At 68.8% G+C, this 17,246-nt stretch carries 13 protein-coding genes and 1 riboswitch; of the genes, 7 read left to right on the forward strand and 6 right to left on the reverse strand.

The features are described from left to right. Window positions 1-17 precede the first annotated feature (17 nt). Genes ACVCMC_RS00330 through ACVCMC_RS00340 form a run of 3 tightly spaced genes read right to left on the reverse strand, consistent with a single transcriptional unit; the run spans window position 18 to window position 2,549 of the window. Entirely contained in the window at window positions 18-635 is a 618-nt protein-coding gene (locus ACVCMC_RS00330; RefSeq protein WP_447098278.1) for a TetR family transcriptional regulator, read from the reverse strand. Continuing rightward, the gene (locus ACVCMC_RS00335; protein WP_447098279.1) at window positions 632-1,522 is read right to left on the reverse strand and encodes an NmrA family NAD(P)-binding protein; all 891 of its coding nucleotides are present in this window, start codon (window positions 1,520-1,522) and stop codon (window positions 632-634) included. The genes ACVCMC_RS00330 and ACVCMC_RS00335 overlap by 4 nt, the downstream gene beginning before the upstream one ends. A 31-nt stretch (window positions 1,523-1,553) precedes the next feature. Then, window positions 1,554-2,549 carry an aldo/keto reductase gene (locus ACVCMC_RS00340; protein ID WP_447098280.1) on the reverse strand — a complete coding sequence of 332 codons (996 nt, stop codon included), beginning with the start codon at window positions 2,547-2,549 and terminating at the stop codon, window positions 1,554-1,556. Between the two features lie 169 nt (window positions 2,550-2,718). Here ACVCMC_RS00340 and glyA point away from each other — a divergent pair, with 169 nt between their 5' ends. From glyA to ribD, 3 genes are all read left to right on the forward strand, one after another. Next, complete coding sequence (gene glyA, locus ACVCMC_RS00345) at window positions 2,719-3,972, forward strand: serine hydroxymethyltransferase (RefSeq protein WP_447098281.1); 1,254 nt, start codon at window positions 2,719-2,721, stop codon at window positions 3,970-3,972. A 93-nt stretch (window positions 3,973-4,065) separates the two neighbouring features. After that, a complete protein-coding gene (gene nrdR / locus ACVCMC_RS00350) occupies window positions 4,066-4,575 on the forward strand; it encodes a transcriptional regulator NrdR (RefSeq protein ID WP_395119928.1) in 510 nt (169 codons plus the stop codon). 150 nt (window positions 4,576-4,725) lie between these two features. Continuing rightward, window positions 4,726-5,790, forward strand: a complete 1,065-nt coding sequence (ribD, locus tag ACVCMC_RS00355; protein ID WP_447098282.1) for a bifunctional diaminohydroxyphosphoribosylaminopyrimidine deaminase/5-amino-6-(5-phosphoribosylamino)uracil reductase RibD — start codon at window positions 4,726-4,728, stop codon at window positions 5,788-5,790. Window positions 5,791-5,836: 46 nt separating this feature from the next. On the opposite strand, the gene ACVCMC_RS00360 is transcribed toward ribD, so the two are convergent. Further along, the gene (locus ACVCMC_RS00360) at window positions 5,837-7,027 is read right to left on the reverse strand and encodes a hypothetical protein (RefSeq protein WP_447098283.1); all 1,191 of its coding nucleotides are present in this window, start codon (window positions 7,025-7,027) and stop codon (window positions 5,837-5,839) included. A gap of 109 nt (window positions 7,028-7,136) precedes the next feature. Continuing rightward, window positions 7,137-7,311, forward strand: a riboswitch (FMN riboswitch). A gap of 128 nt (window positions 7,312-7,439) precedes the next feature. On the opposite strand from ACVCMC_RS00360, the gene ACVCMC_RS00365 reads away from it, so the two are divergent. Next, window positions 7,440-8,081 carry a riboflavin synthase gene (locus ACVCMC_RS00365; protein WP_447098284.1) on the forward strand — a complete coding sequence of 214 codons (642 nt, stop codon included), beginning with the start codon at window positions 7,440-7,442 and terminating at the stop codon, window positions 8,079-8,081. 132 nt (window positions 8,082-8,213) lie between these two features. After that, a complete protein-coding gene (gene ribB / locus ACVCMC_RS00370) occupies window positions 8,214-9,305 on the forward strand; it encodes a 3,4-dihydroxy-2-butanone-4-phosphate synthase (RefSeq protein ID WP_447098285.1) in 1,092 nt (363 codons plus the stop codon). Between the two features lie 93 nt (window positions 9,306-9,398). Here ribB and ACVCMC_RS00375 read toward each other — a convergent pair whose 3' ends face one another. Both ACVCMC_RS00375 and ACVCMC_RS00380 read right to left on the reverse strand, forming a co-directional pair. Beyond that, complete coding sequence (locus ACVCMC_RS00375) at window positions 9,399-10,886, reverse strand: MFS transporter (protein ID WP_447098286.1); 1,488 nt, start codon at window positions 10,884-10,886, stop codon at window positions 9,399-9,401. Continuing rightward, complete coding sequence (locus tag ACVCMC_RS00380; protein ID WP_447098287.1) at window positions 10,883-13,075, reverse strand: Six-hairpin glycosidase-like protein; 2,193 nt, start codon at window positions 13,073-13,075, stop codon at window positions 10,883-10,885. The genes ACVCMC_RS00375 and ACVCMC_RS00380 overlap by 4 nt, the downstream gene beginning before the upstream one ends. Before the next feature lie 303 nt (window positions 13,076-13,378). Here ACVCMC_RS00380 and ACVCMC_RS00385 point away from each other — a divergent pair, with 303 nt between their 5' ends. Both ACVCMC_RS00385 and ACVCMC_RS00390 read left to right on the forward strand, forming a co-directional pair. Beyond that, window positions 13,379-14,392, forward strand: a complete 1,014-nt coding sequence (locus ACVCMC_RS00385) for a LacI family DNA-binding transcriptional regulator (RefSeq protein ID WP_395119919.1) — start codon at window positions 13,379-13,381, stop codon at window positions 14,390-14,392. Window positions 14,393-14,506: 114 nt separating this feature from the next. Next, window positions 14,507-17,065 carry a glycoside hydrolase family 3 N-terminal domain-containing protein gene (locus tag ACVCMC_RS00390; RefSeq protein WP_447098288.1) on the forward strand — a complete coding sequence of 853 codons (2,559 nt, stop codon included), beginning with the start codon at window positions 14,507-14,509 and terminating at the stop codon, window positions 17,063-17,065. The last annotated feature ends 181 nt before the right edge of the window (window positions 17,066-17,246 follow it).

Below are 17,246 nucleotides of genomic sequence, written 5' to 3' on the forward strand. Positions count from 1 at the left end.
CGCCGGCGTTACGCCGTTCAGCGCGCCGGTTTGCGCCGCCGTGGCGCAGCGGGCGCCGGGGCCAGGCCGGCCAGCAACAGGTCGAGCAGCTGCGTGAACGCGGCATCCTCGCCGGGCTGGTCCCACAGGTGCGAGAGGCCCGGGTAGTGGAAGCGCGCGGTGGCGTCGAACAGTGCCCGTGCGGCAGCGGGTGGATCGAGCGGGCGGAAATCGCCGCTGGCCACGCCGGCGGCAAGGATCGAGGCGATCTGCTGCTGCATGCGCGCCTTGTGCTCGGCGATGGCGTCGCCCGCCTCCGCCGCCAGCGCGCTGTAGGTGGCGAACAGCTCGGGGTCGCCCAGCACGTTGTCGCGCTTGGTCTGGCGCAGCGCGGTGAACCACTGGCGCAGGCGTGCCGGCGGTGGCGTGCGGCTGTTGGCGATCGCCTGCAGCGGCGCCATCGACCGTGCCAGCCAGCCCTGCAGGACCGCCTCGCGCAGCGCCGCCTTGCTGGCGAAATGCCGGTACACGCTGCCATGGCTGACCCCGAGCGCCTGCGCCACGTCGACCACGGTCGCCTTGCCGGGGCCATAGCGTCGCAGCACGTCTTCGGCAGCGGCAAGGATGCGTTCGGGCGTGAGTACGGAGTCGTTCATGCCGCCGATTCAAGCACATCGAGCGTGGCACAGACGAGTTCGTCCGCCACGTAACCCAGCGGGATGCGGCCGCAGACGTGTTCCGTCGCGCGCTTCTCGAACGCGATCCAGCCGCTGTTGAAGCCGTCCAGCATGGCGACGTGCCCGGCGATGCGGTCCGCCGGCATGCCTTCGTCAGCGAAGCGCGTTGCCCATTGGTCGCGCGGTATCGCGGTCGTCTCGATGTCGTGCTCCAGCACCGCGGCGAACGACTGCGCCATGTCGAGCGGGCTGTAGCGCCGCGGCCCTTCGACCTCGATCAACCGGCGACCGAACCAGGTTTCCTCCAGCGTGCTGGCGACGGTGCGGCCGACGTCGTCGGTGGAGACCATCGGTATCGCCCGATCGAGCGGCGACAGGAAACTTTCCAGATGGCCTTCGAGTTGCGCAGGCACCACGTGCCGGCTCAGGTTCTCCATGAACCAGGCGGCGCGCACGTGGGCGCGGGGCAGGGGCAGCGCGTCCAGCGCTTGCTCCAGCAGGTGCAGGGGAGTGAGCAAGCCCAGGTCGCGCGCGTGCTGTGCGCCGATGGAGGACAGCGCCACCACTTTCGCTGGCGTGGCTTTGCGCAGGGCGCTGGCCAGTGCGGCGATCATGGCGCGCGATTCGGCGAAGTCGGAACCGGGTGCGAGACTGGCCGGCAACGCGACGAACACGCCCTCGGTTCCGGCAAATGCCGCGGCCAGTGCCTCCGCTCCCTCGGCGACCGCGAGGTCGACGCCGCGCACGGCTCGGGCCGCGGCCTTGTCCTTGCCGCGCACGATGCCGCGCACGCGCTGGCCGCGCTCCAGCAGGTATTTCGCGGCCGCGCTGCCGACCTGGCCGGTGATGTCCATGATGGCGTACATGTCGGATCTCCTCGTCGAGCGGAAAGGTGGTTCAGCGTTCGCTGTCGAGCATCGCCATCTGGGTGGCGGCGTAGCGCTCGCCCGCGGCGGCATCCGATGGCACGGCGCGCTCGATCGCGGCGAGGTCGTCCGCGCCCAGCGTGACGGTCAGCGCCCCCAGCGCCTCGGCCAGGCGTTCGCGGGTGCGCGAGCCGACCAGCGGCACGATGTCGTCGCCACGCGCCAGCACCCAGGCGATCGCCAGTTGCGCCACGCTGCAGCCGCGTGCCTCGGCCAAGCCGCGCAGCAGGTCGACCAGCTGCAGGTTGTGTTCGAGGTTGTCGCCCTGGAAGCGCGGGCTGTGCTGGCGGAAGTCGCGCGCGTCGGTGCCGCGATCCTTCGCCCAGTGGCCGCTGATCAGGCCGCGCGACAACACGCCGTAGGCGGTGACGGCGATGCCCAGCTCGCGGCACGCCGGCAGGATCGCCTGCTCGATGCCGCGGGAGATCAGCGAGTACTCGATCTGCAGGTCGGCCACCGGCAGCACGGCATGTGCACGGCGGATGGTTTCCACGCCAACTTCGGACAGGCCGAGATGGCGCACGTAGCCGGCCTGCACCAGCTCGGCGATGGCGCCCGCGGTGTCCTCGATCGGCACGTTCGGATCGAGCCGCGCGGGGCGATAGACGTCGATGCAGTCAGTGCGCAGGCGCCTGAGCGAATACGCCAGCGCCGTCTTCACTGCCGCCGGGCGCGCGTCGTAGCCGAGCCACGCGCCGTCCGGCCCGCGCTGGGCGCCGAACTTCACGCTGAGCTGGTAGCTGTCGCGCGGGCGGCCGGCCAGCGCCTCGCCAAGCAGCAGCTCGTTGTGGCCCATGCCGTAGAAATCGCCGGTGTCGAGCAGGGTGACGCCGGCGTCCAGCGCGGCATGCACGGTGGCGATGCTTTCGCTGCGATCAGTGTCGCCGTAGAAGTCCGACATGCCCATGCAGCCGAGGCCGGGGGCGGAAACCTGCGGGCCGCTGCGGCCCAGGGTGCGGTGTTTCATGGGGTGTGCCGGTTCGGGGGAGTGGGAATAGTAGATATTTGAATGACAGATTTCAATATCTGTCATTCAAATATTCATCCTGCGCCGGGTCGGCGGCGTGTCGGTGGCCGGAAATGCCGGCCGGGGCTACAATTTCCGACTTGCCCACCCGCCATTTCACGAGGCCAGAATGTTCCCCAAGGACTGCACGATTGCCGGTTACGACGACGAACTGGCCCAGGCCATCGCCCACGAGGGCCAGCGCCAGGAAGATCACGTCGAGCTGATCGCCTCGGAAAACTACGCCAGCCCGCGGGTGATGGAAGCGCAGGGCTCCAAGCTCACCAACAAGTATGCCGAGGGCTATCCCGGCAAGCGCTACTACGGCGGCTGCGAGTACGTGGACGTGGCCGAGAAGCTGGCGATCGAGCGGCTCAAGCAGCTCTTCGACTGCGACTACGCCAACGTGCAGCCGCACTCCGGTTCGCAGGCGAACCAGGCGGTGTACCTGGCGCTGCTGCAGCCGGGCGACACCATCCTGGGCATGTCGCTCGCGCATGGCGGCCATCTCACCCACGGCGCCAAGGTCAACATCTCCGGCAAGCTGTTCAACGCGGTGCAGTATGGCGTCGACGAGAACGGCCTGATCGACTACGACGAGTTGCAGCGCCTGGCCACCGAACACCGGCCGAAGATGCTGGTCGGCGGCTTCAGCGCCTACTCGCAGGTGGTCGACTGGGCGCGCATGCGCCGGATCGCCGATTCGGTCGGCGCGCTGTTCTTCGTCGACATGGCCCACGTCGCCGGCCTGGTCGCCGCCGGCGTCTATCCGAGCCCGCTGCCGCACGCGCACGTGGTCACCTCGACCACCCACAAGACCCTGCGCGGCCCGCGCGGCGGCATCATCGTGAGCAGGGGCGCGGGCGAGGAGATCGAGAAGAAGCTGCAGTCGATCGTGTTCCCCGGCATCCAGGGCGGCCCGCTGATGCACGTGATCGCGGCCAAGGCGGTGGCGTTCAAGGAAGCGCTGGAACCGGCGTTCAAGGAGTACCAGACGCAGGTGGTGAAGAACGCCAAGGCAATGGCGAAGACCTTCATCGAACGCGGCTACAAGATCGTCTCCGGCGGCACCGAGAACCACCTGATGCTGGTCGACATGATCGGCAAGCCGATCACCGGCAAGGACGCCGAGGCCGCGCTGGGCAAGGCGCACATCACGGTCAACAAGAACGCCGTGCCGAACGACCCGCAAAAGCCCTTCGTCACCTCCGGCCTGCGCGTAGGCACCCCCGCCGCCACCACCCGCGGTTACAAGGAAGCCGACTGCGTGGCCCTGGCCGGCTGGATCTGCGACGTGCTCGACGCCCCGAACGACGCCGCCGTGATCGCCCGCGTGCGCGACGCGGTGACGGCGCAGTGCCGCAAATTCCCGGTCTACGGCTGAGCGAGAAGTGGGTGAAGAGGAGTGAGAGGTGAGAGATAGTCGGCGTTGATGCTGTTCTCTCGTTACTCACTTCTCTACCCTCATTCCTGACCCATGCATTGCCCCTTCTGCCAGCACGAAGACACGCGCGTGATCGACTCGCGCCTGACCGAGGACGGTTCGACCGTGCGGCGGCGGCGCGAGTGTCCGCAGTGCGGCGAGCGCTTCAACACGTTCGAGACGGCCGAGCTGAAGTTGCCGGCGATCGTGAAGAGCGGCGAGCGGCGCGAGACCTTCGACGAGCGCAAGTTGCGGGTGAGTTTCGAGCGGGCGTTGCAGAAGCGGCCGGTGGCCAGTGATGCGGTGGACGCGGCGGTGCGGGCGATCGTCAACGACCTGCGCCGCAGCGGCGAACGCGAGGTGCCTTCGCGCCAGGTCGGCGAGCTGGTGATGCGCGAGCTGAAGAACCTCGACCAGGTCGCCTACGTGCGTTTCGCCTCGGTCTACCGCAAGTTCGAGGACGTGCACGCGTTCCGCGAGGAGATCGAGAAGCTGGAACGCGACCTGCCGGGCCTGTCCGATCTGCAGCTTCCCCTGCTCGGTGGCGGTACGCGCAAACCGTAGGAGCCCGCTGGCGGGCGATGCTCCCGTTTCTCCGATTCCCCAATTCACCGTCCCGAGCTTGTCGAAAGGCCGATTCCCGGCCAAGAGCATCGCCCGCCAGCGGGCCCGTACAATCGACGCATGGCATTTTCAGGCACTGACCACCTCCACATGGCGCACGCGCTGCGCCTGGCCGAGCGCGGCCTGTACACCACCCAGCCGAATCCGCGCGTGGGCTGCGTGATCGCGCATGGCGACGAGGTGATCGGTACCGGCTTTCATCAGCGCGCCGGCGAGCCGCACGCGGAGGTACATGCGTTGCGCGAGGCGGGCGCGCGGGCGCGGGGCGCCACCGCCTACGTGACCCTGGAGCCGTGCGCACACCATGGACGTACGCCGCCATGCGCCGATGCGCTGGTGGCTGCCGGCGTGGCGCGGGTGGTGATTGCCGCGGAAGATCCGTTTCCGCAGGTGGCCGGTCGCGGTATCGACAAGTTGCGCGCCGCCGGCGTTGCGGTCGAAACCGGCCTGCTGCGCAGGCCGGCGCGCGAGTTGAACTGCGGCTTCCTCGGCCGTCTCGAACGCGGCCGCCCGTTCGTGCGGGTGAAGCTGGCGATGAGCCTGGACGGGCGCACCGCACTGGCCAGTGGCGAGTCGAAGTGGATCACCGGCGATGCGGCGCGCCTGGACGTGCAGCGCTGGCGCGCGCGCAGCTCGGCAATCCTCACCGGCAGTGGCACGGTGCTGGCGGACGATCCGCGATTCACCGTCCGGTTGCCGCAGGACGAGGAGTTCATGCCGCCGCTGCGCGTGCTGCTGGATCGCCAACTGCGCACGCCCGCCGGCAGCCATGTGCTGGACGGCGCGGCGCCGACGCTGGTCCTGCATGGCGCTGCGGCAACGTGCGCAGACGATCGCTTTGCCCGGGCGGAACGCCTTGCGGTGGCGACACGAGACCACGGACTCGACCTGCCCGCCGTGCTCGCCCTGCTGGCCGGACGCGGCTGCAACGAGGTGCACGTCGAAGCCGGCCCGACCCTGTGCGGTGCGCTGTTCGCGGCCGGCCTGGTCGACGAACTGCTGCTCTATGTCGCGCCCTTGCTGCTGGGCGACAGCGCGCGGTCGCTGCTGCAGTTGCCGTCGCTGGCCGACATGGCATCGCGCTGGCAGTTGCAGGTGGTCGACCAGCGCATGCTCGGTCCGGATATCCGCTTGCGCCTGCGCCCGCCGGCCTGACGCGCTCACGCACGTCGCCCGCTCGCCAACATGCGCACAGCGTCACTCAGGGCAAGCCGGGCCGGAGCCGCCCCGGGTGCCGGCGCACCGTCTCCCACGGCAGCACCGACCAGTCGTCGTTGGCTTCGCACACGCGCGCGGCGCGAGCGTAGGAGGGGCCGATGAACAAGCCCTTCGGTGTCATGTGCCAGCTCACGAACTGCCACACGCCGGGGTCGTCGTAGCCGCAATCGTCTTCGCCGCCGGTGGCCGTCGTCTCCTGCGGATAGAGCTGCCGCCATTGACGCGCCAGCCAGGGCGCCAGGTGCTGCTCGCGGTAATCCGACCACGCCTCGAAGCTGGCCGAGCCGGGTGCGGGGTTGCCGTCGGCGTCTGTGGCGTAGTGCAGCGGCTTGCCCTTGCCCAGCCACAGGATGTCTTCCAGCTCCAGCGTCCGGGCGGTGTGTGCGTCGAGGTTGATCGCCGCATCGCCGAAGTCCGGATGGGCGCCGCCGCAGTAGTAATTGGTGAACACGCTGACGCTGACGAGGTTCGCCGTGAGCAGGCGCGGCGTCACCGTCTGCTCGTAATCGCCTTCGTTGAAGTGGTTGAACATGCAGTCGTAGTAGCTGCCGGTTTCCCGCCACATCCGGTCCATCAGCACCTGGTTGATGCGCGCAAGCTCGGCGGGCGGGTACCCGTCCAGGATCTCGAAGAACGCGATGCCGGCGTCGGGCACGCGCCACCACTGCAGGGCATGGCCCATGAAGGTTTCGCGCTGGCCGGCCTGTGGCTTGAGGCCGGCCAGGCGCAGGTAGTCGTAGCGGTCGCTCGCATGGAGCTGCTTCAGCCAGGGCGGCGTATCGGCGGGGGGCGGCGCCACCGTGGCCGGGTGCAGGGCGACCGGCAGGGTCGTTCCCTTGTCGTCCTGCCATTGGCCGCGCCAGCCACCGTCGGCTTGCCGGTCCAGCGCGATGCGCGGGCCGTTGGCGTCGGCGTCCCAGCCTTCGCGCAGTTGCAGGTGACCGTTGCTGGCCGGCGCGCCCGACAAGGCGATGTCGCGGTGGTGGCGCACGTAGAAGTAGCGGCCGGCCGTGGCGGCGTCGTCGCCGGGGGTGAGTTGCAGCACGATGGCCTGCCGGCCCAGCGTGCCGGTGTAGACGTCGGCCGGCGCCTCGCCGGCGCGCGCGTGGGCCAGCCAGAACATGGCCGGCAGGATGGCGAGCCACGTCGACCAGTCGCGTCGATGCTTGCGCATGGAAACCTCCTTGGCAGGGACGGACATGATGCCGCAGCGGGCGGGCAAACGGCTGGCGCGCGAGTGGCGCATGGCGGGCGTGTTAGAATCCGGCGGCCGGTTCATCGGCAAACGTCTTCAGGGCGGGGCGAAATTCCCCACCGGCGGTAGGTTCCTCGGAACGAGCCCGCGAGCGCTCCCGGCAGCATCGGGAGGTCAGCAGATCCGGTCCGATGCCGGAGCCGACGGTCCAGGTTGTTCCGGTTCGCCGGTGCGGCCCACAGTCCGGATGAAAGAAGACGGCCAGGCGGATGGCAGCGATGCCATGCGTCTGCCTCATGCCTTGGGGCGTTCTCGCTTTCCGACGCGGAGAACGTTTCATGCCTGTCATCGTTTCAGTCTCGCTTGCCATCTCCCCCCGGGAGGTGTGCTGATGTTCACCGGCATCATCCAGACCGTGGGACGCGTTGTGCGACTCGAACCGCGCGGCGGTGACGTGCGCCTGCACGTCGATACCGCCGACCTCGACCTCACCGACGTGCAGCTCGGCGACTCGATCGCCGTCTCCGGCGTGTGTCTCACTGCGATCACGCTGGATGCGCGCGGCTTCAGCGCCGATGTTTCCAACGAGACGCTGTCGCTGACGTCGCTGGGCCAGTTGAAGCCCGGCGATCCGGTGAATCTCGAAAAGGCACTGCGCGTGGCCGACCGGCTCGGTGGGCATCTGGTCTCCGGCCATGTCGACGGGCTGGGCAGGGTGGTCTCGATCACGCCCGATGGCCGCTCGCAGCGCTGGACGTTCGAAGTGCCCGCCGCCCTGTCGCGCTACATCGCCGCGAAAGGCTCGATCTGCATCGACGGCACCAGCCTCACCGTCAACGAAGTCGCCGGCCATCGCTTCGGCGTCAACCTGATCCCGCACACGGTCGAGCACACGGCGTTCCACGCGCGCCGCGCGGGTGATGCGGTGAACATCGAGGTGGACGTGATTGCACGCTATGTCGAGCGCCTGCTGGCCAGCGGCGAGGCGCCGAAGCTGGACGAGGCGTTCTTGAAACAGCACGGCTTTGCCTGAAGGCGAGAAGTGAGTGGGGAGGAGTGAGAAGTGAGAGAGAGCCGCAGCTTCGAGATGCCTTCTCTCACTTCTCACTCCTCTCCACTCACTCCCTGTCACTGCGATCAAATCAAAATTCCCCAGGACGTCCCCATGCCCTTCAACACCATCCCCGAAATCCTCGAAGACATCCGCGCCGGCCGCATGGTCGTGATCCTCGACGACGAGGACCGCGAGAACGAGGGTGACCTGATCATGGCCGCGCAGATGGTGCGGCCGGAAGACGTGAACTTCATGGTGCGCGAGGCGCGCGGCCTGCTGTGCCTCACGCTCACCGAGCAGCGCACGCGCCAGCTCGGGCTGCGGCCGATGGTGAGCGACAACACCTCGGTCTACCACACCAATTTCACCGTCTCGATCGAGGCGGCCGAGGGCGTCACCACCGGCATTTCGGCGCACGACCGCGCGCGCACCATCCAGGTGGCGGTGAAGTCCGATGCGAAGCCACAGGACCTGGCCCAGCCCGGCCACGTCTTTCCGCTCACCGCGCAACCGGGCGGCGTGCTGACCCGCGCCGGCCACACGGAGGCCGGCTGCGACCTGGCCGCGCTGGCCGGGTTGGAGCCGTCGGCGGTGCTGATCGAAGTGCTGCATGAAGACGGCTCGATGGCGCGTCGTCCCGAATTGGAAGTCTTTGCGGCCAGGCACGGCTTGAAGATCGGCTCGATCGCCGACCTGATCCGTTACCGGCTGGAAACCGAAAAGACCGTGCAGCGCGTACACGAGGAATCGGTGGAGACCGAGTTCGGCCCGTTCCGGCTGGTGGCGTACCGCGACGTGATCCGTCGCGGCCTGCACTACGCGCTGGTGCGCGGCACCGTGGACGACGGCTCGCCGGTGCTCTCGCGCGTGCACGTGCGCAATACCTTGTCCGACGTGCTGCATCTCAAGCGCGACGACCTCGGCCTCACCGTCACTTCGGCCTTGCGCCGCATCGCCGACGAGGGTCGCGGCGTGCTGCTGGTGCTCTCCGGCGAGGACACGCCGGAGGCCCTGCTCGCGCGGTTGCAGGGCAAGCCGGCGGCGCAGGCGCCGGAGGATGCGCAGCAGCAGGAGTGGCGCCAGCTTGGCCTCGGCGCGCAGATGCTGGCCGACCTCGGCGTGCACCGCCTGCGCGTGTTGGGTACGCCGCGCAAACTGGTGGGACTGGGCGGCTTCGGGCTTGAGGTGGTCGAGTACGTCTGACCCTTCCGACTCTCCGTGCAGGAGCCCGCTCGCGGGCGATAGCTCTTGCTCTTGCATATCCCGACTTCGAGAGCATCGCCCGCGAGCGGGCTCCTACGGGGCGGGCGAAGGCTTTCCGTCATCGATGGCGGGCTCGCGCACGCGCAGGGTGAACAGGCCGGCCACGAACAGGCTGGCACCGCCCAGCGCCAGCGCGTAGATCGGCTCGTCGTGGAAGCACAACCGCAGCAGCAGGCCGAGCACGCTGGCCGCCATCAGCTGCGGGATCACGATGAAGAAATTGAAGATGCCCATGTACACGCCCATCTTCTGCGCGGGCAGGTTGTCCGACAGCATCGCGTAGGGCAGCGACAGGATCGAGGCCCACGCCACGCCCACGCCGACCATCGACAGCAGCAGCCAGTCCGGGTCGCGAATGAACAGGAACGAGAGCAGCCCCGCGCCGCCCAGCCACAGGTTGACCAGGTGGCTCCAGCGCAGGCCGATGCGGCGCACCAGCAGCGGGATCGCGATCGCCGCCAGCGCGGCGAAGCCGTTGTACGCACCCATCAGCACGCCGACCCAGTTGGCGCCGGTGTTGTAGGCCACCGAATGCGGGTCGCTGCTGCCGAACTGCACGGCGGTTACCGCCGGGGTGGTGAAGATCCACATCGCGAACAGCGCGAACCACGAGAAGAACTGCACGATGGCGAGCCGCCGCATCGCATCCGGCATGCTGTAGAGATCGCCCATCACCTCGCGCAGCATGCCCTCTGTGCGGCTGAAGGCAAGCCAGGCGAACAGCGCGCCGAACACCAGCAGGCCGCCGGCCAGCACGTAGAGTTCCTTTTCGAGCGAGAAGTGCCGGATGGCCAGCCATACCAGCAGGCCGCCGACGATCAGCAGCAGGCCGGGCCGCCACGCGCGCGAGGCGTCCACGGGCATGGGCCTGGCGTCGTCGTCGAATTCGCGCAACTGCTCGGGCGGGTACTCCCGCGTGGAGAGCACGGTCCACAGCACCGTACCCATCAGCAGGGCGCCGCCGGCGTAGAAGGCGTATTTGACCGTGTCCGGAATCGCGCCATCCGGGGCGACGTTGCTGACGCCGACCTTGGTCAGCAGCCACGGCATCAGCGACGCCACTACCGCACCCACGCCGATGAACACGCTTTGCATGGAGAAGCCGCGCGGGCGCTGGTGCTCCGGCAACTGGTCGCCGACGAAGGCGCGGAACGGCTCCATCGACACGTTGAACGAGGCGTCCATGATCCACAGCAGCCCTGCAGCCACCCACAGCGTGGGTGAGTTCGGCATCGCCAGCAGGGCCAGCGTGGCGAGGATCGCGCCGGCCAGGAAATACGGCCGGCGACGGCCGAGCCGGTTCCAGGTGCGGTCGGAGTAGTGGCCGATGATCGGCTGCACGATCAGCCCGGTGAGCGGTGCGGCCACCCACAGGATCGGGATGTCGTTCACCTCGGCGCCGAGCGTCTGGAAGATCCGGCTGACGTTGGCGTTCTGCAATGCGAAGCCGAACTGGATGCCCAGGAAGCCGAAACACATGTTCCAGATCTGCCAGAACGACAGCTCGGGTTTCCTGCTCATGGGGTACGGGTTCCGTCCGCCAGCGGCGCAATGTGCAGGTCGTCGACCTCGGCCTGGTTCAACGGCCCGTCGATGCCGCCGGTACCGCCCGTGTAGTGCGCGAAGTGCTGCAGGTAGCTCATGTTGAGACCGTCCTCCAGCGCGAACGTGCAGCGCGCCTTGTCGGTGGCGCTGAAGCGGCCATGGGTGGATGGCTGGGTGGCCACGCTGTGCGGCATCACCAGCGGCACGCGCTGCGTGTCGCTGCCATCGCAGTTGATGAGCAGCCATTTCACCGCGGCGGTGACGCCGGTGTTGATCGGGCCGTTGGCGTTGCGGTAATCCGCCCACACGCGATAGCTGCCGGTGGCGGGCGCGATCCAGTGGCGCGGCCAGTCGCCGCCGGCCTGATCGACCGGGCCGACGCAGGTCGCCGGGCTGGGCAGGGATTCCAGGCCATGCGCATCGACGCGGGTGGCGCGCACGCAGGCGAGATCCTCGGTGCGGGCGAGCGTGCCGTGGCCGTCGATGGCACCGGCGCGCCGCCCGTTGACGTAGAGCTGCAGCTTCCCGTCGCCGTTGACGATCCAGCGATCGCCGTCGGCGGCCAGCGTCGGCGCGGCCGGGGCGATCGGCGCGTACAGCGGGGCGTCCATGCGCAGCGGCGGTGCGTCGGCCCGGATCGCCTTCAACGTCACGGTGGCATGCGTGCCTTGCGTGCGGATGCGATCGGCGACCAGCAGGTTGCCGTCACGCTTGGCCGGCAATTGCAGCGTGATCCGGCGACCGGGCAGGTCCAGGCTGATGGCGTTGCGCGCGCCGAACAGCATCGGCACCAGCGAGACAGGCAGCTTCGGTTGCACGCGGCCGTCTTCCTCCACGCCGAAAACGCCCTCGGTCACCACGTCCAGGTACGCCGCCACCGACCACAGCTGGCGCGGCGAATTGACCACCGGGCCGCTGAGCTTGCCCTCGTCCACGTGCTGGCCCTGGGTCAGCAGCTCGTAGTTTTCCATGTTGGAGCCGACCAGCGCCGCGCCGCGCATCACCGAGGTGATCTCGTGGGCGATGCGCGCCGGGTCGTTGACCGTGCGTGCGGCGCGCAGCGCGTAGGCGCTGACGAACGGCCAGATCGCGCGGTTGTGATAGATCGGCTGGTCGCTGCGTTCGGGCCAGATCACCGGGCTGCCGGCCGGCCAGCTCGGATAGTTCTCCAGGGTCTGGCGCGCGCGCTCGCCGTCGGCCACTCCGCTGGCGATCGCCAGCGAGATGCCGAGCAGGTCGTAGCTGTCCACCGGCGTGCCGTCGCCACCGATGTAGCTCATGTACATGCCGCGGTCGGCGCGCCAGAAGTGCAGGTTGATCGCCTGCTTCAGCGCCGCGGCCTGGGTGCGGTAGGTGTTCCTGGCGGTAGCCTGGTGATCGGCGCCGGCCTGCGCGGCGGCCAGTTGCAACGCCTCGTAGTGCAGCACGTTGGTCGACAGCGCGAACGATTGCCCGATGAAGGTCACCTCGTTGGCGGTCCACGCCGGGTAGGTCTGTTCGCGCCAGTCCAGGAACGAGGTCTCGCCGCGGTACAAGCCGAAATTGGCGTCGAACGCGTATTGCCGGTCCTGCGCCAGGGTGTCGCGCAGGGCCGTGCGCATCTTGTCGGCGAACGCGGCATCGTCCTGCAGGTGCCGCGCGGCGAGGAACCACACCACGCGATCCGTGCTGATCGGCCAGCTGCCGCCCGAGCCGGTGTCCTGCATCACGTACAGGCCCTGCGGCGCGGATGGTTCGCGCACGCCGGACAGCTTGAACTCCAGCCCGTTGCGCGCGCGGGCGCGGTCGAACCGCCACAGGCCGAGGTCGATCGCGTACGACAGGTCGCGCGTCCACACGTATGGCCACTTCAGCCCGGTCTCGAAGCAGTGGCAGGGAATCGGCGCGCCGTGGTCGAAGGCGCCGTCGCGGATCGCGCTCACCGAGTCCTGGCGCAGATCGTCCTGCGCCATCGCGTACAAGCCGTCGAACAGCGCACTGGCGGTATCGGCCTTGAACGGTTGCGGCGCAATCACCCGCTGCCCGAACGGCCAGTCCAGGGTGTAGGTGTCCTGCGCGTCACGCCGGATGCCCACGTGCACGCCGTGCCAGTCCAGCCCGTCATGCCATGCGGGCGCTTCCAGCGGCGCGCTGGCCATGGCGGCAGCCAGCATCAGGCCCAGCATGGCGAGAGCCTGGAAGTGTGGCGAGGGGTCATGCGGCTCATGTGCTGGATTCTCCGACAGGTGTTATGTCACGGCCGCGCCCGGCCTGCACGTTGCGAGTGCAGCATCCACGGCACCCAACCGGCCCGGCCATCCGGCATGGTAGGCAGCCGCGCGCGCCGACGACTACCCGATGCATACGTATTCATGCCCTGGCCGCGCCGGGTCCGGGCGGCTGCCGACCGCCGGTCGCGGCGGTTCTTGTAAACGGGCCGGCGCTGACCGCATAGTTGAGCGCAGGCGCGGCAACACTTGGATCAAGGCATGCGGGTAAGGCTGGAAGACGTTGCACGCCGCGCGGGCGTTTCGCCCAAGACGGTGTCGCGCGTGCTCAACGACGAGGCCAACGTCAGCGACGCCACGCGCAAGCGCGTGACCGAGGCGATGGAGGCGATGGATTACCGGCCGCTGTCGTCGGCACGCAGCCTGGCCGGCAATCGTTCGTTCCTGGTGGCGATGCTGTACGACAACAACGACAATCCCGCCTCGACCTACCTGGCCGAGATCCAGGATGGCGTGCTCGAGGCCTGCGACGCGCACCGCTACAACATGATGGTGCGGCCGCTGCGCATGCGCGGCGAGGACTTCGTGCGCCGGCTCGATGCGGTGATCTCCGACCATCATCCCGACGGCATCGTGCTGACCCCGCCGATCACCGACTACGCACCGCTGCTCAAGCGCCTGCGCGAACGCCAGGTGCCGTTCGCCAGCGTGTCGCCGGTGTCGCGGGAGAACAACATCGGCGTGGCGATGGACGAGCAACTCGCCGCGCGCACGATGGTCGAGCACCTGCTGTCGCTTGGACACCGGCGGATCGCGCACGTCTCGGGTATTGCCGACCACGGCGCCAGCAGGTGGCGACTGGCCGGCTACCGCGAGGCGATGGCCGCCGCCGGCCTGGTCGAGGACCCGGCACTGGTGGTGCAGGGTGCCTTCACCTTCGCCTCGGGGGTGGCCGCGGCGCGGCAGTTGTTCGCGCTGAAGAAACGTCCGACCGCGGTGTTCGCGGCCAATGACGACATGGCCAGCGGCGTGATGTGGGTGGCCAACGAGCGGGGCATGAAGGTGCCGCAGGACATTTCCGTGTGCGGCTTCGACGACATCCCGCTGGCCAGCCAGCTGTGGCCGGCACTGACCACGATTCGCCAGCCCAGCCGCGAGATGGGCAAGGTCGCCGCCCTGCAATTGCTGGAAGTATTGCGCGGTCGCGGACCAGGGCGGCTGGTGGAGATGCCGTTCTCGCTGGAAGTCCGCGACTCGACCGCCAGCCCCGCCTGAATTGGCCGCCGCGAGCCCGCTCCGCGGCGATGTTGCCCTGCAAATTGACAGCGCTGTCAATTGTGTCACGCTGCGGCTTCCGCGCCTTGCGCGCGAGCCAGCCTGGAGCCTCACGTGCCACAGTCCTTTCGCCCGATCCGGGGCCTGTCCTGCCGTCTTGTGGTCGTTTCGATCGCTGGCACCTTGCTCGTTGCCGTGCCGGCCCATGCCGTCAGCCCCTCGACCACCGTGCATCCGCAGCTGTGGCCCAGGGTGAGCTCGCCGTTGCCGGCCGACCCCGCGCTGGACGCACGGGTGAAGGCGTTGCTGGATCGCATGTCGGTGGAGGACAAGGTCGGCCAGATGATCCAGGCCGACATCAAGTACGTGACGCCGGAGGACGTGCGCCAGTACCGCCTCGGCTCGATCCTGGCCGGCGGCAATTCCGGCCCCGACGGTGGCGAGTACGGCACCGCGGCGCAGTGGAAGAAGCTGGCCGACGCGTTCCATCGCGCCTCGCTGGAGCGCTCCGACGGGCGCCCCGCGATCCCCGTGCTGTTCGGCATCGACGCCGTGCACGGTCACAACAACCTGGTCGGCAGCACGCTGTTTCCGCAGAACGTGGGCCTGGGCGCCACGCGCGATCCCGAACTGCTGCGCGACATCGGCAAGGTCACCGCGCGGGAGCTGCGCGCCAGCGGCATCAACTGGACCTTCGCCCCCACCCTGACCGTGCCGCGCGACAGTCGCTGGGGCCGCGCCTACGAGGGCTATTCGGAAAACCCGACACTGGTGGCGGCATACGCCTCGCAGATCGTGACCGGGCTGGAGGGCGCGGTCGGCACGCCGCAGTTCCTCGATGCGAATCACGTGATCGCCACCGCCAAGCATTTCATTGGCGACGGCGGCACCAGGGACGGCAAGGACCAGGGCGACGCGGAAGTCAGCGAGGCGGTGCTGCGCGACGTGCATGGCGCGGGCTATCCGCCGGCCATCCGCGCCGGCGTGCAGGTGGTGATGGTGTCCTTCTCCAGCTGGAACGGGGTGAAGATGGCCGGCAACAAGGCGCTGATCACCGACGTGCTGAAAAAGCGCATGGGTTTCGACGGCATCGTGCTGGGCGACTGGAACGCGCATGGCCAGGTGCCCGGCTGCACCAACGAGGATTGCGCCGCCGCCTACAACGCCGGCCTGGACATGCTGGAGGCGCCCGATTCCTGGAAGGGGCTGTACCGCAACACGCTGGCCGAGGTGAAGTCCGGCGCGATCCCGATGAGCCGCGTGGACGACGCGGTCAGCCGCATCCTGCGGGTGAAGATGCGCCTGGGCATGTTCAAGCAAGGCTTGCCCAGCCAAAATCCGCTGGCCCGCTCATCGGCGCAGGTGATCGGCAGCGCCGCGCATCGGGCCGTGGCGCGGCGCGCCGTGCGCGAGTCGCTGGTGCTGCTGAAGAACAACCACGCCCTGCTGCCGCTGGACCCGCGCAAGCGCATCCTGGTCGCCGGCGATGGCGCGGACAACATCTCCAAGCAGAACGGTGGCTGGACCCTGACCTGGCAAGGCACCGGCCTCACCAACGCGAACTTCCCCGGCGCGACCTCGATCTGGGCCGGCATCGATGCGCAGGTGCGTGCCGCGGGCGGCACGGCGGTGCTGTCGGTCGACGGCAGTTACAGGCAGAAGCCCGACGCCGCCATCGTGGTGTTCGGCGAGGATCCCTATGCCGAGTTCCAGGGCGACCTGCCCAACCTTGCCTACAAGCCCGGAAACGATCACGACCTCGACCTGCTGCGCCGCCTGCATGATCGGGGCGTTCCGGTGGTGGCCCTGTTCATCACCGGCCGGCCGTTGTGGATGAATCGCGAGATCAACGCCTCCGATGCTTTCGTGGTGGCATGGCTGCCCGGCAGCGAGGGCGAGGGCATCGCCGACGTGCTGCTGCGCAAGCGCGACGGCTCGATCGACTACGACTTCCACGGCAAGCTGCCCTATTCGTGGCCGCGCACGGCGATCCAGACACCGCTCAACGTGGGACAGCCGGATTACCACCCGCAATTCCCCTATGGCTATGGCCTGAGCTATGCCGATCACCGCGAGCTGGGCACCTTGCCGGAGCAGGCCGGCGTGGCGCTGGATGACGAGCGCGCCGGGGTGTACTTCGTGCGCGGCCAGGCGGCGCACGGTTTCGCCTTGCAACTGACGGCCGCCAACGGCGAAAGCGACACCGTATCGTCGGCGCCTGCCGCCACCGGCGACGGCAGCCTGCAAGTGGCCGCCCTCGACTACAAGGCGCAGGAAGACGCGCGACGCTTGAGCTGGTCCGCTGCCGGCACGGCGACCGCCGCGCTGGCGAGCAGCTCGCCGCTGGACCTGGATCGCCAGACCAACGGCGACGTGATGCTGGTGGCCACCCTGCGCATCGATGCGCTGTCGCCCCGCGGCACGACCCTCGGCGTCGCCTGCGGCAAGGGCTGCGGCGCCGGGGTTTCGATCGGCTCCCAACTCGCGGCGCTGCCGCGCGGGCAGTGGCTGCGTGTGGGCATTCCGCTGAAGTGCTTCCGCGATGCGGGCGCCGACATGAGCAAGCTGGATCGGCCATTCGAGTGGACCAGCAGCCGTGGCGAAAGCATTGTCCTCACCGAAGTGTCGCTGGGCACCGTGGCAGACAGGACGCTGGCCTGCAAGGCGCATTGAGAGGCGCGACTCTCGACGTCGAAAGCCCTCCCAACACGACAACATGGCGAAGGCAGCGCGAGGGCAGGGACGCCCGAATTGAGGCAACGCAGGAGCGGTGGCCCGACGCCCGAACCGAGGCAATGCCCGAAACACTTGACCGATGGCCGCACCCGGATCGGGCACGGTGCCCCTTAACCAG

The sequence above is a fragment of the Rhodanobacter sp. UC4452_H20 genome (assembly GCF_052978205.1).

Excerpts from the sequence above, each read along its gene's own strand:
- ACVCMC_RS00385 (WP_395119919.1), top strand. The coding sequence starts at position 13,379 with ATGCGGGTAAGGCTGGAAGACGTTGCACGCCGCGCGGGCGTTTCGCCC.
- ACVCMC_RS00365 (WP_447098284.1), top strand. The coding sequence starts at position 7,440 with ATGTTCACCGGCATCATCCAGACCGTGGGACGCGTTGTGCGACTCGAA.
- ACVCMC_RS00375 (WP_447098286.1), bottom strand. The coding sequence starts at position 10,886 with ATGAGCAGGAAACCCGAGCTGTCGTTCTGGCAGATCTGGAACATGTGT.
- ACVCMC_RS00340 (WP_447098280.1), bottom strand. The coding sequence starts at position 2,549 with ATGAAACACCGCACCCTGGGCCGCAGCGGCCCGCAGGTTTCCGCCCCC.
- glyA (WP_447098281.1), top strand. The coding sequence starts at position 2,719 with ATGTTCCCCAAGGACTGCACGATTGCCGGTTACGACGACGAACTGGCC.
- ACVCMC_RS00360 (WP_447098283.1), bottom strand. The coding sequence starts at position 7,027 with ATGCGCAAGCATCGACGCGACTGGTCGACGTGGCTCGCCATCCTGCCG.
- nrdR (WP_395119928.1), top strand. The coding sequence starts at position 4,066 with ATGCATTGCCCCTTCTGCCAGCACGAAGACACGCGCGTGATCGACTCG.
- ACVCMC_RS00330 (WP_447098278.1), bottom strand. The coding sequence starts at position 635 with ATGAACGACTCCGTACTCACGCCCGAACGCATCCTTGCCGCTGCCGAA.
- ribB (WP_447098285.1), top strand. The coding sequence starts at position 8,214 with ATGCCCTTCAACACCATCCCCGAAATCCTCGAAGACATCCGCGCCGGC.
- ACVCMC_RS00380 (WP_447098287.1), bottom strand. The coding sequence starts at position 13,075 with ATGCTGGGCCTGATGCTGGCTGCCGCCATGGCCAGCGCGCCGCTGGAA.
- ACVCMC_RS00335 (WP_447098279.1), bottom strand. The coding sequence starts at position 1,522 with ATGTACGCCATCATGGACATCACCGGCCAGGTCGGCAGCGCGGCCGCG.
- ribD (WP_447098282.1), top strand. The coding sequence starts at position 4,726 with ATGGCGCACGCGCTGCGCCTGGCCGAGCGCGGCCTGTACACCACCCAG.